Annotated in this window: 12 protein-coding genes; 2 read left to right on the top strand and 10 right to left on the bottom strand. The window is 30.7% G+C overall.

Annotated features, from left to right (window positions below; translation table 11 throughout):
* Positions 1-143: 143 nt before the first annotated feature.
* The 8 genes from ylqF to RWN11_RS04795 form a co-directional block, all read right to left on the bottom strand.
* Positions 144-1,022 carry a ribosome biogenesis GTPase YlqF gene (gene ylqF / locus RWN11_RS04830; protein WP_314160654.1) on the bottom strand — a complete coding sequence of 293 codons (879 nt, stop codon included), beginning with the start codon at positions 1,020-1,022 and terminating at the stop codon, positions 144-146.
* A 387-nt stretch (positions 1,023-1,409) separates the two neighbouring features.
* Complete coding sequence (locus RWN11_RS04825; RefSeq protein ID WP_314160653.1) at positions 1,410-2,072, bottom strand: methionine ABC transporter permease; 663 nt, start codon at positions 2,070-2,072, stop codon at positions 1,410-1,412.
* A complete protein-coding gene (locus tag RWN11_RS04820; protein WP_314160652.1) occupies positions 2,072-3,085 on the bottom strand; it encodes an ATP-binding cassette domain-containing protein in 1,014 nt (337 codons plus the stop codon). The genes RWN11_RS04825 and RWN11_RS04820 overlap by 1 nt, the downstream gene beginning before the upstream one ends.
* Positions 3,086-3,443: 358 nt before the next feature.
* Positions 3,444-4,433 (bottom strand): bifunctional oligoribonuclease/PAP phosphatase NrnA, encoded by a 990-nt coding sequence (locus RWN11_RS04815; protein WP_314160651.1) that lies wholly within the window; start codon positions 4,431-4,433, stop codon positions 3,444-3,446.
* A gap of 16 nt (positions 4,434-4,449) precedes the next feature.
* Positions 4,450-5,757, bottom strand: coding sequence for a DRTGG domain-containing protein (locus tag RWN11_RS04810; RefSeq protein WP_314160650.1), 1,308 nt, complete (start codon positions 5,755-5,757; stop codon positions 4,450-4,452).
* Between the two features lie 271 nt (positions 5,758-6,028).
* On the bottom strand, positions 6,029-7,411 hold the full coding sequence (glmU, locus tag RWN11_RS04805; RefSeq protein WP_314160649.1) for a bifunctional UDP-N-acetylglucosamine diphosphorylase/glucosamine-1-phosphate N-acetyltransferase GlmU: 1,383 nt from the start codon (positions 7,409-7,411) through the stop codon (positions 6,029-6,031).
* Entirely contained in the window at positions 7,404-8,258 is an 855-nt protein-coding gene (gene purR / locus RWN11_RS04800) for a pur operon repressor (RefSeq protein WP_314160648.1), read from the bottom strand. Before purR ends, glmU begins: the two co-directional genes overlap by 8 nt.
* Positions 8,259-8,467: 209 nt before the next feature.
* Positions 8,468-9,769 (bottom strand): hemolysin family protein, encoded by a 1,302-nt coding sequence (locus RWN11_RS04795; protein WP_314160647.1) that lies wholly within the window; start codon positions 9,767-9,769, stop codon positions 8,468-8,470.
* A gap of 205 nt (positions 9,770-9,974) precedes the next feature.
* Between RWN11_RS04795 and RWN11_RS04790 the strand changes: the two genes are divergently transcribed.
* Both RWN11_RS04790 and RWN11_RS04785 read left to right on the top strand, forming a co-directional pair.
* Entirely contained in the window at positions 9,975-10,892 is a 918-nt protein-coding gene (locus RWN11_RS04790; protein ID WP_314160646.1) for an alpha/beta fold hydrolase, read from the top strand.
* Between the two features lie 9 nt (positions 10,893-10,901).
* Positions 10,902-11,729, top strand: coding sequence for an acetylxylan esterase (locus RWN11_RS04785; RefSeq protein WP_314160645.1), 828 nt, complete (start codon positions 10,902-10,904; stop codon positions 11,727-11,729).
* A 55-nt stretch (positions 11,730-11,784) separates the two neighbouring features.
* Here RWN11_RS04785 and RWN11_RS04780 read toward each other — a convergent pair whose 3' ends face one another.
* Positions 11,785-13,044 (bottom strand): Glu/Leu/Phe/Val dehydrogenase, encoded by a 1,260-nt coding sequence (locus RWN11_RS04780; protein ID WP_314160644.1) that lies wholly within the window; start codon positions 13,042-13,044, stop codon positions 11,785-11,787.
* A gap of 352 nt (positions 13,045-13,396) precedes the next feature.
* The coding region (gene polA / locus RWN11_RS04775) for a DNA polymerase I (protein ID WP_314160643.1) at positions 13,397-15,898 on the bottom strand (2,502 nt) is incomplete at its 5' end.

Here is a 15,898-nt window from a genome sequence, read left to right as displayed (position 1 = left end):
ACTCTTTTTTATAAAAAAGTTTTTTCTCTTGCTTCTTAGCATAACTTAGTAGTAGTTTCTGAACTCCCAATCTTTCATCTTTTTTTAGCTCACTTAATATTTCCTCGGAAATAATTTCTTGATTTAAGAGTTCTTTTACCTCACTAATTTTCATTTTGTTCCTCATTTTCTAATAAACCACTATAATTATCTAATGTAATAAGCCCAAATTTTTGTGTTCTAAAATCTTGAATTAATAGCTTAATAGTTGAATCATAATCATAATCTCCGCCGATTTTTTTAAATCTCTTTTCAGCTACTTTTTCCATAATAAACACATTTTCATCTTCACTTGTAACATTTATTTTATAAAGATTATTTAAATTCTCTAAATAACTTTGTTTTAAAAGTTCTATTAAATATAAACTTACATCATCTAGTGGCGTAATATCATCCTTTATTGATCCAATTAGACTTAATTTCTTACCAATCTCTTGATTATCGAACTTGGGCATAAGAATTCCCGGTGTATCTAATAATTCTATGTCTTTATTTAATTTCAACCATTGTTGTTTCTTAGTAACACCTGGTTTATTAGCTGTATTAGCGACATTTTTCTTAATAAGTTTATTAATAAATGTAGATTTTCCAACGTTCGGAACACCTATTACCATAGATCTAATTGCTCTTGGTTTAATTCCTTTAGCTACTTGACGTGCAATTTTTTCTGCAAGTTCTTCTTTCGCCTTATCTATTACTTTATTCAAATTATTACTATTTTTTGCATCAGTATAAACTACTGTATATCCTTTATTTTCAAAATAACTTTTCCACTTTGCTGTCTCAGCTCTATCACATAGATCAATTTTATTAAATATAATTATTTTCTTCTTATCTTTAACAACTTCATCTAGGTACATATTATGTGAAGAAAGTGGGCAACGTGCATCTACTAATTCGAAAACTATATCTACCAGTTTTAGCTTTTCTTTTACTTCTCTTGTCGCCTTGGCCATATGACCTGGAAACCATTGAATAACCATAAATTTAACTCCTTATCTTTTTATTTTATAAATTTCTTGATTTAAACAGTCTTTATTATTTTACCACATTTTCAAGTTTTTTTAACCTATTTTGGTGTCAATTATTCGTAAAACATTAATATTTTATAATTTCCAGACATAATAATTTATAAAATCGTCCATTATTTGTTTATAATCATGTTTTTTTATTTATAAACAAAAAAGGGAGTGACTCAAAAATCGTGATTTCGGAGAAATCGATTTTTTAGAGTCACCCCCGCACAGTTTATTAGATATCTAAAAAGCTTTTATAAAGCGAATTTAGATGTCAATAAACCACTGCGTCTATGAATTATCATATACACTTTGTTAAAATTTAGGACTTTTGGGTCAGCCCCTTCTTCATATTTATCTTTTATCTACTTTCTTAACAATTGTATCACCAAGAATCTGCACAGCGAATACGATAATTAAGATTAATACTGTTGCAACAAATGTTAAAGTACTGTTGTTACGTTGGAATCCGTCTAAGTATGCTAAGTTACCTAATCCCCCAGCTCCGATAACACCCGCCATAGCTGTTGACCCAACTAAAGCAATTGCAGTAACAGTTAATCCTGAAATTATCGCTGGTAAACTTTCTGGAATTAAAACTTTTAAGATAATAGTCGAATTTTTAGCTCCCATTGCACGAGCTGCCTCAATTACACCTTTATCTACTTCACGAAGACCAATTTCTACTAAACGAGCGTAGAATGGCGCTGCTGAAATAATAAGTGCAGGGATAGCAGCTTGAACACCAATAATTGTACCAATTAAAAACTTAGTAAACGGAATTAATAATACAATTAAGATAATAAATGGAATCGCACGGAAAATATTAACTATCGCCGTAACAACAGTGTAAAATCCACGTCCAAACGCACTCTTACTATTAGATGTTAAGTATAATAATAACCCTAAAAACAAACCAATTAAAAACACTGCAATAAGTGACTCAAAAGTCATAATAAGTGTTTCTATTGTTTTATCTTGTACTTTATCCCAATTAACTCTTGAAAAATCAAACATTATAACACCTCCGTTAAAATACCTAGTTCATTTAATCTAGATATTGCTTTATCTGTATTTTCTTTAGTTCCAATTAACTGAACAAATAGTGTACCAATATTGGCATCTGCAGTTTTATCGATATGTCCATTAATTATTGTAAAGTCAAAATCTATTTCTCGTACTAAAGTGCTAAGAATCGGTTTTTTCGATGTATTATTATCAAATGTAAATTTAATAATAACTCCTTCAGTGAATATTTTTTTCCACTCCTCAATATTCTCTCTCTCTTCAAACTCTGAAGCAAATGAAGTTTGAGCCAAGAATTTCTTAGTAACTTCTTGAGTTGGGTGATAGAATACTTCTGAAACTAATCCATCTTCTGCAATTGTTCCACCATCTATAACAGCAACTTTTGTACAAATCGTCTTAATAACATTCATTTCGTGAGTGATAAGAACAACTGTGATATTAGTTTTTCTGTGAATTTCTTTTATTAAGTTTAAAACTTCCGCAGTTGTCTCTGGGTCAAGAGCACTCGTAGCCTCATCACAAAGTAAGATTGAAGGATTCCCAGCTAACGCACGAGCAATACCTACCCTTTGCTTTTGACCACCAGAAAGTTGAGATGGATAAGCATTTAATCTGTCTTCTAAACCTACTAATTTAGCTAATTCTTCTACTCTTTCTTTAATTTCAGCTTTTGACTTTCCTAGAATTTCTAATGGGAATGCAATGTTCTCTGCAACTGTTCTACTCCACAGTAAGTTAAAGTGTTGGAAAATCATCCCTATTCTTTGACGTTTTAAACGACGTTGTTCTTCAGTTATTTTATTGAAATCATCACCATCGATGATTACCTCTCCATCTGTTGCTACTTCAAGTCCGTTTAACAGCCTTACTAACGTACTTTTACCAGCTCCAGAATAACCGATTATTCCATAAATGTCACCTTTTTCAACCTTTAAATTAATATCTTTTAGAGCATGAACTTTATTATTATATATCTTATTAACTTTTTTTAATTCAATCATGTCTATCTCCTTTCTCTTTTTGAAAATAAAAAAACACCCTTACTCTGAATTTCAGAATAAGGGCGTTTTACGCGGTACCACCTTACATTTTACTTATTACAACTACTAACATAGTCTATCCTATAACGTGGATCACCGAACAAAGTTTACAATTTATGTTTACCTTATTAACCACTCGAACCATCTTCATAAACTTCCTAATATACCTTCTCAGCCACGGTACTCTCTTTAAATATTCCGCCTATTACTTATACGAGTATTGGTTTTTATTAATTTCTAATAAGTATATCACTATAGCGTTAGACTTGTCAAGGAAAATTATTAACAATATTTTAGAAAAAATTCTGAAAATATAATATTAATTTTCTATTTTGATATTATTTTCTCTAAGATATTCTGCCACTACTCGAGCCATATCATCTAATAAATCATCTAATTCTTCCCAGTTTTTCACCGTTGCTCCGCTCGCTAAAGGATGACCCCCACCTGCATATTTTTCCGCAAGAGTATTAATTACAGGACCTTTAGAACGTATACGCACACGAACCTTGTTACCTTCATCAATAGCAAAACACCATGCATATAAATCTTTTAGACTTCTAAGTAAGTTGACCCCTGTTGAAACTTCGCCAGGATCTACTCCATATTTATCCATATCTTCTTTAGTAATTTTAAGATATGCAACTCCATCTTGATAGACGTCATAATTTTCAAAAATAAACGCTCTAAAACGCATAATGTTTTCACTAATAATCTCCATCTTATCTAACAGTTTACTCATATTAAAATCATATTTAATTAATTCTGAAGCAACTCTTAGTGTGTCGTTAGAAGTATTCGGGAATAAAAATCTTCCCGTATCTCCTACTATACCTAGGTATAATAATTTAGCAGCTTCATCATTCAATTTAATATCATAATTTTTATTTAAATACTCATAAAAATTATATATTAATTCGCTACAAGACGAAACATCTGTATTTACTAAATTAATCCCTCCATAATTATCTAAAGGCGGATGATGATCTATTTTTATAAGAAAGTTGTTTTTAGTAAATAGTTTTCCATCTATTCTAGGGAAGTTTGCTGTATCAGTTACTATAACAAGAGCATCCTTATAGTCTTCTTCTGTTACTTCTGAATTTTTAAATAAAAAATCTAAGGATGGTGAGTCTTTACCTACTGTTATTACTGTTTTTTCTGGGAAATTTTCTGTGATAAGTTGATACATAGCGCCCTGAGATCCGTAAGCATCTGGATCAGGTCTTTCATGTCTATGAATTATAATTTTATCATTTTCTTTTATTTTTTGAAAAATTTCCTCATATAAATTTTCGTATATATCCATTTAACTTCTTCTTTCTCTAATTTCTCTGGAATACTTGACATGTTACCATAGCTTTTGCCACTAATTCCGTCTTATCATAAACTTCTACATCAAATTTAGCAGTTTTTCGACCAATATCCAAGATATTTACTTTTGTAGTTATTGTTCTATCCAAAGGAACTGATTTTAAGAAATAAAGAGATACATTTTGCATTAGAACCTCACTTCTATTGTAGTTATAACTTGTAATATGAATAGATTCATCAATAATACTCAATAGTGCCGAACTAGAAAAAGTACCAAATTGATCTAACATTTGAGGTATAACTTTAACCTGCAGCCCATCTGCTCTAGGTACTATTCCTTTACGCATAATTTCATCGAATGTATCATTATTATTTCCATCTTGGAATCTATTATTAGTTAATAGTGAATTTATAACAATTTTTCTTGTTACTATTCCTAATAATGTATTTTTAGAATCAATTACAGGCATAAGCTCATAACCTTCTGATAGCATAGTATTCGCTACAGAAGATATTGGAGTATCTAAAGTAGTAGTCGCAACTTTTCTTTCCATGACTTCTTTAATTAACGCATCCTTATCTTGTAAAAATACATCACATGCTGCAATTATACCAACTAATTTTCCATATTCATTAACAACAGGATATCTAGTGTGTCCTACTTCTAATTGAAGGTCATACCAATCTTTTACCGTATTATTTAAATTAATAGTATATAATTTTTCAGTTTTTATATAAATACTTTCAACAGTAATTATATCTCTTTTAATTATTTGGTCGTTTGTTACCCTATTTATTAAATGAGTAACCGAGAAAGTGTCATGTGGTGTAATAATTAAAGGTAAGTTCTTACTATCCGCCAATGCTCTAATTGAATCATTTGGAACATAACCACCCGTTACTAAGATTGCACATCCTTTTTCCAATGACATTTCTATGATTTTTGGACGATTTCCTATTATTAATAATGTACCTTTTCTAATATGTTGCCCAACTTGTTCAGAATCCATAGCTCCAATCGCAAAATCTTGAACTATCTCATGAACTCCTCCACGTCCTGCAATCAGCTGTCCACTAACTATATTTACAATCTCAGAATATGATAATTTTTCCACATTGTCTCGTTCTTTCTTCTGAATCCTTACCGTACCTACTCGTTCAATAGAAGAAACAAAACCACGATTTTCCGACTCTTTTATAGCTCGATAAGCTGTCCCTTCACTTACTTTTAGCTCTTTAGCCACTTGACGAACTGATATTTTGCTTCCGATTGGTAGACTTTTAATATATTCTAATATTTTTTGGTGTTTTGATTTCATGATTTTTCCTCCTTACATTTTTATTATAATACAAACACTATATTTGTAACACATCCTTTTCATATGTAATTATATACTTTTTAGAAAACTATTTCAAGATAAAAAAACATGAAAGACAAGTTATTTAAACCATCTTTCATGCTTCCTTCAGTATTATTCATGTATTTTCTCGATATTGTATAAAATTAAAAATTTTTTTAATATCCGACTAGTACAGTTAAATTTCATTATTTTTACTATAACAACAATCTCTAAATCTAACTATAATATTTTACGATTTTCTACCTGCTGGCATTTTTTTAGCATAACCCATTTTATTTTCTTGTTTTACTCGAGCTATTACTAGTGTATCATCTGGCGCATTTTCTGTAACTGTCGTTCCAGCTGCAACTACCGCACCGTCTCCAATTTCTAAAGGAGCTATTAAATTAGAGTTACATCCTATAAATGCATCATTTCCTATTTTTGTACGATATTTATTTTTACCATCATAGTTTACTGTGATTGTTCCACATCCAATATTTGTATTATTGCCTACTTCTGTATCACCTAAATAACTTAAATGTGCAGTTTTAGAACCATCTCCATAAGTTGTATTTTTCAACTCTACAAAATTCCCAACTCTAACATGTTCACCTAACTCACAGTTATTTCTAATATGCGCATATGGACCTACACTAGTAAAATCTCCTATTTTTGAATCACTAATTGTTGAAGACAATACTTTGACACCATTTCCTAGTTTTACATTTTCTAAATATGAGTTTGGTTTAATTTGACAATCTTCGCCGATTACCGTGTTTGATTTTATAGTAACATTTGGATAAATTGTCGTATCACGACCAATAATTGCATTTGGTGCAATATATGTATTAGTTGGATCTACCAATGTTACTCCTGCTAGCATATGTTTAGTATTAATTCTGTTTCTCATAACATTTTCGGCATAAGCTAACGCCACTCTGTCATTCACCCCAAAAGTTTCATCGAAATCTTCACATAAATATGTCTCAATTATTTCTTTTTGTTCACGAATCAAACCAAGTACATCCGGTAAATAATACTCACCTTGTTTGTTATCGTTTTTAACTTTTTCTAACATTTCAAATAAAAGTTTATTATCGAAACAGTAGATTCCAGAGTTAATTTCTTTTATTTTTTTCTCTTGTTCTGTTGCATCTTTTTCTTCAACTATCTTCACTAATTTCCCATTAACATCACGAATTATACGACCATATGCAAATGGGTCATCAGCTATTGCTGTCAATACCGTAGCTTTAGCATTTGTGTTCTCGTGGTGATCTAGCATACTATTGATAGTTTCAGGACGAATTAGTGGAGTATCTCCATACATTACTATAGTCGTACCTTCTTTATCTTTAAGTTCATCTTTAGCAACTTTAACAGCATGAGCTGTTCCTAGTTGTTCTGCCTGTAGAACAAACTTAGTTCTATCTCCTAAGACTTCTTTAACTCTTTCTGCTCCGTGACCAACTACGGTAATTACTTCTTGCATCTCTAAATCACTAAGGCTATCTAATACTAGTTCAACCATTGTTCTGTCACAAACTTTGTGTAATACCTTATATAACTTCGACTGCATTCTAGTTCCTTTTCCAGCCGCTAATATAACTGCATATCTATTATTACTCATTTCCAATATCCTCTTTTTCTACTTGGCGTAATTTTTCTAAAACATTCCCTAATTTAACATCAAATGTTCCATTAAATTCGTCGATATTTTCTATCTTAGACAAGTATAAATAATCATCTTCATGTTCTCTTGGCGAATCAAAACACTGTGTAATTATAACTTTTCCAACAACATCAACATCAAATTCACTCATTAAGCTTTCCATACCTGTTAGGACTCCTCCTCCACGCATGAAATCATCCACTAGTAGTACTTTTGATCCTGTATTTAAACTTCTTTTAGAAAGAATCATCGTTTCTATTTTCTTAGTAGAACCTGAAACATAGTTAATTGCAACAGTAGTTCCCTCAGTTACTTTATTATCTCGTCTTATAATGATTACTGGTTTATTCAATATTGACGCTATCGCATAAGCAACCGGAATACCTTTTGTAGCAACTGTAACTACAGCATCTATCTCTTTATTTTTATAAACTGTAGCAACCACGCGTCCTAGCTTATTCATCAAACTAGGATCCCCTATTATATCAGACATAAAGATATATCCACCCGCTAATAGGCGATTTCCACCATTTATTTTAGTCATAAAATCATTAAGAATAGCTTTAGCATCTTCTTCCACTAAAGTAGGTATAAAGATTACACCACCACTTACTCCCGCTAGCGTTTTAACCTCTCCAATATTTTCTTCTTTAAAACCATTTTTTATTATGTGTATATCTTCACTTATAGAAGACTTAGCTTGATTGAATTTTGAAACGAAATACGTCAACGGAATTAATTTATTAGGATTATTTAATAAATACTCCGTCATTACAACTATTCTTTCACTTCTCTTTAACTTCATTTTATACTCCTTACATGCACATAGCTTTCTCTTCACTATATACACTCAACATATTTTATTCGTATATTATATGTATATAATACCACTATTGTTCGGAATAGTAAAGATAAACTAGCAATTTTTAAGTTCATTTTAGCTACAACAGTAATTTATTGCATCATATATAAAAAGAAGAAATAGCGTTTCACCGCCATTTCTTCAAATTTCTCTTATTTTTCTTTCCAAACTTCTAAAGTTCGTATTTGATTTTCTTCTACTTTTCTAACTACAAACGTTAGTTTATCTATAGAATAAACCGCTCCTACTTTTGCTTCGTATTTTTCTAAATATACATAAGCCCCAATAGTATCCACTTCTTCATGAGGTAGATGTACATGAAACAGTGCATTCACATCTTGAATTGGGACCCAACCATCAATTAGATAATGTCCATTTTTTAATTTTTTAACTAAACTCTGTTCATCTTCATCGAACTCATCTCGAATTTCTCCAGTAATCTCCTCAACTATATCCTCAAGTGTAACTACACCACTAGTTCCTCCATATTCATCTGTTATAACAATCATATGTTCTCTATTTTGCTTAATAGTTGCTAAAACTTGAGAAATAGGCGTATGTTCAAAGATTTTTATAGCTGGTGTAATATATTCTTCTAAATCTTTAGTAGTTTCTATAGGTTTATCTGTGAACAATAACTTCTTAACATTTAATATACCTAGAATTTTATCTTTATCGCCATCTTCAATTACCGGATATCTTGTGTATTCTTCTTGTTTTAATTGTCTCATTATTATCCCTAGAGAATCACTCATATCAATTGCCTCAACCTCTGTTCTAGGCGTCATAATTTCTTTAGCAATTTTATTATCAAACTCAAACACTCTTTCTACATAGCGGTATTCTACATCATTAATTTGACCGTGTAGTCTTGAAGATTTCATAATCGTTCTAAGTTCTTGTTCACTATGAATATCATCATGTTCAGAAGCAGGTTCGAATCCAAACATTTTCGCTATAAGATTAGCTAATGAGTTAAGTAACCACACTAGCGGTCTCATAACTTTATCGAACATATACATTGGCCAAGCCACTCGTAAACACGTTTTTTCTGCAGATTGAATCGCTATAGTTTTAGGAACTAATTCCCCTAAAACCACATGTAATAATGTCATAAATCCGAATGACACCACTAATGAAATGGTATGCGTAACAGTTTCATTTAAATTTAACAATTCAAAAATAGGATTAAATAGAGAATGGAATGTTGATTCCCCTATCCAACCTAATCCAAGAGAAACAATTGTAATACCTAGCTGTGTCGCAGATAAGTAGTGATCTAATTGTTCTACCATCGTAACTAATATTTTTGCAGTTTTATTTCCTGATTCTACTAATTCATTCACCCTTGTTGGCCTAAGTTTAACAAGTGCAAATTCAAACATTACAAATATCGCCGAAGCAATAAGTAATAATACAATTATTAATATTTTAATTAAGATACTGAGATCCATATGGTTCTAATTTAACCTCTTTCCTTATATTTTTTAGTCATTAATTAATAATTTTACTACATATAAACTTTTTTTTCAATTATTATAGTATCCTTCGATTTTTCAGATTAGAAAAACTAATAAATATTACAATTCAAAATATTGGAATTTTTTTAATACGAATGATAGTATATAAATGAATGAAAACGTTAAATCGAGGTGCACCATGGAAAATTTTCAAAAATTTTGGACAGAAAAGCTTAAATTAATAAAAACTATTCAGCCCCAATACACCCTAAAAAAAACTCCATTTTCTAAATTTGAGAATATAGAATTTTATGATTTAACTTTCACTAGCTATGATAATTCTAATATTTATGCAAAATACATAAAAAATATGCAGTATAGAAAATTATATCCGAATAAAGATATATCCGTACTTTTTTATTTTCATGGATATCCTGCATCAAGTAGAAACTGGTTAGAAAAATCTACATTTGCTTCTCTTGGCTATGATGTCGTCGCAATAGATTTTAGAAATCAAGGCGGTAAAAGTAAAGATTCAGGTAATTCTGCACCCTCAGTTTTTGGACATCTAACAGTAGGACTTGATGAAAATATAGAAAATATGATTTTTTATAAAAATATTCTAGATACACTCATTCTTTCTAAAATAGTTAACTCATTTGATGAAGTAGATTCAAAAAATATAGTTACCTATGGAGCATCTCAAGGCGGAGCATATTCTATAATATTTTCAGCATTAAATAAAAATGTAACGAAATGCATAAGTTTATATCCATTCTTGGCAGATTTTCAAAATAATTATGAAAAAGACAATAGAAATAATGCATATTCAGAATTCACTCATCACGCAAGATGGTTTAATACAAGAGGACAAAATACCGATACTTTCTTGAATAACCTTTACTACATTGATACATTAAATTTTGCTAAACTTTTAAAGTGTAAAGTATTATTCGGTATTCCAAATTTAGACGAAGATTGCCCTAAAGAAACCCAAGAAAAAATATATGATAGTATCAAAAGCCAGAAAAAACTGTACTTATATAAAAAATATTATCACGAAAATATTCCAAACTTCAATGATGAAATAGTTAAGTTTTTATTAGAAGTTGAATAGGAGTGCATTATGAATTTAGAAAAAAATAGAAAACTAGTATATAAAGAAAATATAATTGATATACCACACCCATTTGTTCAATACAAAAAAATAATTTTTGAGGGAACAGATGATTCGCGAATAGAAGTAGATTTAGCTATACCTAAGTCAAACGTTAAAGGCGTCATCGTCGACTTCCCAGAATTCAAAGTGAAAAATAAAGATTATTTGAATTTAACAAAATACAGTATGTTAGACTATGCTTTAGCCTCACTACATATTCGAGGGCAAGCAGGTAATAGCGAGAATAACACTCCTTGTTCTCATTTCCCATTTTTGAATAGTTCTTCATCCACACCATATTTTAATCTAGCTTATCAAGATGCCCTAGATACTATAAGTATTATAGAAAAGCTCTTCCCGAATAAAGAAATTCTAGTAACTGGACTAGGTCAAGGGGCTGCTATTAGCATAGTTTGTGCAAGTTATTACAGTTCTGTTAAAGAAATATTCATCTCAGACTGTTCACTTTGCGATATTAAAAACACATATATCAAAAATAAAAAGAATCCTTTTTTCAAAAATATTTATAAGTTTGAAAGTGATTTTTCTGACAAGATAGATTATCTATATGACACACTAAATTCAATAGATGTACTAAATTTCAGTAATTCTATAACTCAAAAAGTACATTATGGACTTTCATACCTAGATCCTAAAACTCCAATTGAAACTCAACTCAAACTTTTAGATACTCTACAAAATGTAGAAATTCAACATTACAAATTTTTAGATTATAAAAAAATATTCCAACATCAATTCGATGATTATATACTCGAAGTTCTTTCAAGTAAATAGCAAAGGTGAATCACTAGAAATCATTTCTCCTAGTGATTCACCTTTTAAATTATAATTAGCTTAATTTACCTTTTAGCTTCATGTTTTTAACAATTTTTTCTATAGAGTTTACATAAGCAGCTTTTCTCATAGGAATAGCAAATCTTTCTTTCACTTCCCAAATATCATTAAATGCTTTTGTCATAACTCTCGCTTGTTTTTCTACAACTTCTTCTTCTGTCCAGTAGTAACCTTGTAAGTTTTGTACCCATTCAAAGTAAGATACAGTAACACCACCACTGTTCGCAAGAATATCAGGAATTACCACGACTCCTCTTTCTTGTAGAGTTTTATCTCCAGCTAAAGTTGCTGGTCCATTAGCTCCTTCTGAGACAACAGTAGCTTTTATTAAATTAGCTTCTTTTTCATCGATAGCATTCTCTAATGCGCAAGGACACACTACATCCACATCTAAAGCCCAAAATTCATCTAAAGTTAAACGTTTTGTATTTGGTAATGTATGGAATCTAACTCTCTTATCTTTACATTCTTGCAACTCTGCATATGATAATCCTTCTTCACGATAAACAGCATACTGAACACCATCATCGTCACGCTCAGTTACAGCAACTACAGTAGCTCCAAACTTCACAGCTGTATCAACAGTATAACTACCTACGTTACCGAAACCTTGAACAGCAAATTTCGCACCTTCTGTAGATTTCCCTAATTTCTCTAGTGCCAATTTTGCAGCAAGTGCTACACCGTATCCAGTCGCTTGAGTTCTACCTAAAGAACCACCTAATTCTAATGGTTTCCCAGTTAGAGTTCCTATACCTTGTTCTCCAGTAAGAACATTAAACTCATCGATCATCCAAGACATGATTTGTCCATTAGTATTAACATCTGGTGCAGGCACATCTTGTTTTTCACCCAAATATTTGTACAACCCGCGAATATATCCACGTGACAATCTTTCTAATTCACCTTTTGATAAATCTTTTGGATCTACGATAATACCACCTTTACCTCCACCATATGGTAGATTAGCAACAGCACATTTAAATGTCATCCAAATTGATAACGCCTTAACTTCATCAGCTGTTACAAGTGGATGAAATCTTAATCCACCTTTTGTAGGACCAATTGCATCATTATGCTGAGAACGGAATCCTTTAAAGTATTTCACCTCACCATTATCCATTCTAACAGGAATAGAAATCTCAATAAATCTTTGCGGATCTTTTAAAGATTCATACACTTCTTCTTTATAACCTAAAACTTCACAAGCACCTTTAATTTGCTCTCTTGCGTTAACTAATGGATTGTTATTCATAACCACATCTCCTCAGAATGTTATTTTACATTTGACATGTAATATTGTTTTTATTAATTATATCAAATATCAAGGCAGTTTGTAAACTTTTATTTTTAAGATTTTTTTTAGATTATTATACTTTATTACGTAAATATATTTTGTAATTCATAAAAATAAAAAAAGGCTAACTCACAATCAAAATACTGATAATAAGTTAGCACTATGAAAAATAACTCTAGAAATTTTCAAGTTATCTATAATATTTTTATAAGTTTTTTAAGTTGCAATATGTTTTATTTTGAAAGAATTCAACTGTAAATTGACTGTTATTTATTTGTAATTTTCTGATTTTTTACATATAAATCTTTTCTTATTTTGCATCATACCAAGACGCTCCACTACTAGCTTCAGCTTTAAGTTGAACATCTAAATTAGCCGCTTTTTCCATAATTTTAATCATTTCTTTTGTAAACTCTTCTTCTATATCTTTATTTACATCAAATATCAATTCATCATGTACTTGTAATAATAATTTTGCATCTACATTTGTTTTTTCTAGATATTCGAATACATTAACCATAGCTATTTTTATAATATCCGCAGCAGTTCCTTGAATTGGTGAATTCATCGCAATACGCGCGTTTAGATTAGCTACAATTTTATTCTTCGCATTAATATCCGGTAATGCTCTTCTTCTATTGAATAAAGTTTCTACATAACCGTGTTCTTTTGCAAAATCTACGATATCAGTCATATACTTATCAACACCCTTGAATGTTTCTAAATATTTGTCAATAAATTCTTTCGCACGTTTTCTAGTAATTCCAAGGTTATTAGATAGACCAAAATCAGAAATTCCATAAACAATACCAAAGTTAACAGCTTTAGCTTCTCGACGCATTGAAGAAGTCACCTCATCAAGACTAACTCCGTTAACATCACTAGCTGTTTTAGTATGAATATCTACATCGTGCTTAAAGGCATCTATCATTCCTGCGTCCTGTGCGATATGAGCTAATACTCGAAGCTCTATTTGAGAATAGTCAATAGATAAGATTACTCTATCATCAGAGGCTGGAACGAATGCTTTTCTGATTTTTTTCCCTTCTTCAATTCTCGTTGGAATATTTTGAAGATTTGGATTCACTGACGATAAGCGCCCTGTTTGAGCTAATGTTTGCTCATAACGTGTATGAATTTTTCCTTCACGAGTAATATCTTTTACTAACCCTTTTGCATAAGTTGAGTTTAATTTTGTAATTGTTCTATATTCCATAATTAGTGGAATAATTTCATGACTATGTTGTAGTTGTTCTAGTACCTCTACAGCTGTAGAATAACCAGTTTTTGTTTTCTTAATCGGTGGCAGTCCTAGATCCTCAAATAATACTACCCCTAACTGCTTAGGTGAAGCTATATTGAATTCAGAACCAGCTAAAGTATATATGCTAGCTTCTAAAGTTTTAATTCTTGCATCAAACTCGGCACTCATTTCTTCTAGAGCCTTTTTACTGACATGGATTCCTTCAAATTCCATATTAGCTAGCACTTTAGCCACTTTAATCTCTATATTTTTATACAAGTCCGTCATATTTTCTTCTGCAAGTTTTTCTTCCATCAATGGCTTCATAAGTGAAATACTCTCAGCAATTTCAGCTATATACGGATTAATAACTTCTTGAGCTGGTAGAGTTCGTTTTGCCCCCTTGCCATATATTTCTTCATCACTACTTATTATTTTTCCAAGATAATTAAAGACGATTTTATCAATTTCAGTTTTTGCATTAACATCAAGGAGATAAGATACAATTTTCACATCAAAAACTTCTCCGTTAATATCTACTCCATTTCTCTTCGCTATAAATAAAATCTTTTTAAAATCATAAACAGTTTTAGAAATTTCACTTTGAAGATAATCTACTACAAACTCATTAGTGAAAAATTGTTCTTCACTAAAAATATAAGCAGTTCCTTCTTTATAGACTACTATTCCAACTACATCTGAGTTATGATAATCTTCTGTATAACACTCAACATGTAAAGTACTGTCGGTAAAATCTATTTTTGTATTTTTATCTGCTAAAACAATATTAATTTCTTTTTTAGGAGCAACAGCCTCTTCATCAGTTACGCCCACCTCTTCAGTAGAAGTTTCTTGAGATAATTTTCTTAAAAATGAAACAAATTCAAGTTTTTCAAATAACTCTCTTTTTAGTTCTACATTCTCACTATATGTTAAATCTTCTAACTTATTGTCAACTGGAACTTCAGTATAAATAGTTGCTAATTTTTTACTTAATAGAGCATCTTCTCGTCCTTCTGTTAGACGCTCTTTTAGTTTTTTACCACTAATATTATCAATATTTTCTAGTACATTTTCTACAGTTTTATATTCAGTTAATAATTTTATCGCAGTTTTTTCACCAACTCCAGCAATTCCTGGGATATTATCGCTCTTATCTCCCATAAGCCCTTTCATGTCAACGATTTGTTCTGGAGTTAATCCATATTTTTCAGCAATAAACTCAGGCGTATAATAATCTATGTCTGTAACACCACGTTTAGTATAATAGATTGTTATATTTTCACTAGCTAGTTGCGTTAAGTCTTTATCTCCAGTCACTATTATTACTTCTAAGCCTTCTTTTTCAGCAATTTTAGCATAACTTCCAATAATATCATCCGCTTCATAATCAAAATGCTCTTCATACTTTATTCCATATGAATCAAGAAGCTCTCTAACATACCCAAATTGTTCTACTAACTCACTAGGAGTTTTATCCCTAGTACCTTTGTATGCTTCATAACTTTGGTGTCTAAACGTTTGTTTTCCTTTATCAAAGGCAACTAACGCATACTTTGGATTAGTATC

This window comes from uncultured Gemella sp., from assembly GCF_963519265.1.
In the GTDB taxonomy this organism is placed as follows: domain Bacteria; phylum Bacillota; class Bacilli; order Staphylococcales; family Gemellaceae; genus Gemella.
Note: the sequence above shows the minus strand (reverse complement) of the source record. Positions and strands in the feature narration are given on the sequence as shown.

Excerpts from the sequence above, each read along its gene's own strand:
- ylqF (WP_314160654.1), bottom strand. The coding sequence starts at position 1,022 with ATGGTTATTCAATGGTTTCCAGGTCATATGGCCAAGGCGACAAGAGAA.
- RWN11_RS04825 (WP_314160653.1), bottom strand. The coding sequence starts at position 2,072 with ATGTTTGATTTTTCAAGAGTTAATTGGGATAAAGTACAAGATAAAACA.
- RWN11_RS04820 (WP_314160652.1), bottom strand. The coding sequence starts at position 3,085 with ATGATTGAATTAAAAAAAGTTAATAAGATATATAATAATAAAGTTCAT.
- RWN11_RS04815 (WP_314160651.1), bottom strand. The coding sequence starts at position 4,433 with ATGGATATATACGAAAATTTATATGAGGAAATTTTTCAAAAAATAAAA.
- RWN11_RS04810 (WP_314160650.1), bottom strand. The coding sequence starts at position 5,757 with ATGAAATCAAAACACCAAAAAATATTAGAATATATTAAAAGTCTACCA.
- glmU (WP_314160649.1), bottom strand. The coding sequence starts at position 7,411 with ATGAGTAATAATAGATATGCAGTTATATTAGCGGCTGGAAAAGGAACT.
- purR (WP_314160648.1), bottom strand. The coding sequence starts at position 8,258 with ATGAAGTTAAAGAGAAGTGAAAGAATAGTTGTAATGACGGAGTATTTA.
- RWN11_RS04795 (WP_314160647.1), bottom strand. The coding sequence starts at position 9,769 with ATGGATCTCAGTATCTTAATTAAAATATTAATAATTGTATTATTACTT.
- RWN11_RS04790 (WP_314160646.1), top strand. The coding sequence starts at position 9,975 with ATGGAAAATTTTCAAAAATTTTGGACAGAAAAGCTTAAATTAATAAAA.
- RWN11_RS04785 (WP_314160645.1), top strand. The coding sequence starts at position 10,902 with ATGAATTTAGAAAAAAATAGAAAACTAGTATATAAAGAAAATATAATT.
- RWN11_RS04780 (WP_314160644.1), bottom strand. The coding sequence starts at position 13,044 with ATGAATAACAATCCATTAGTTAACGCAAGAGAGCAAATTAAAGGTGCT.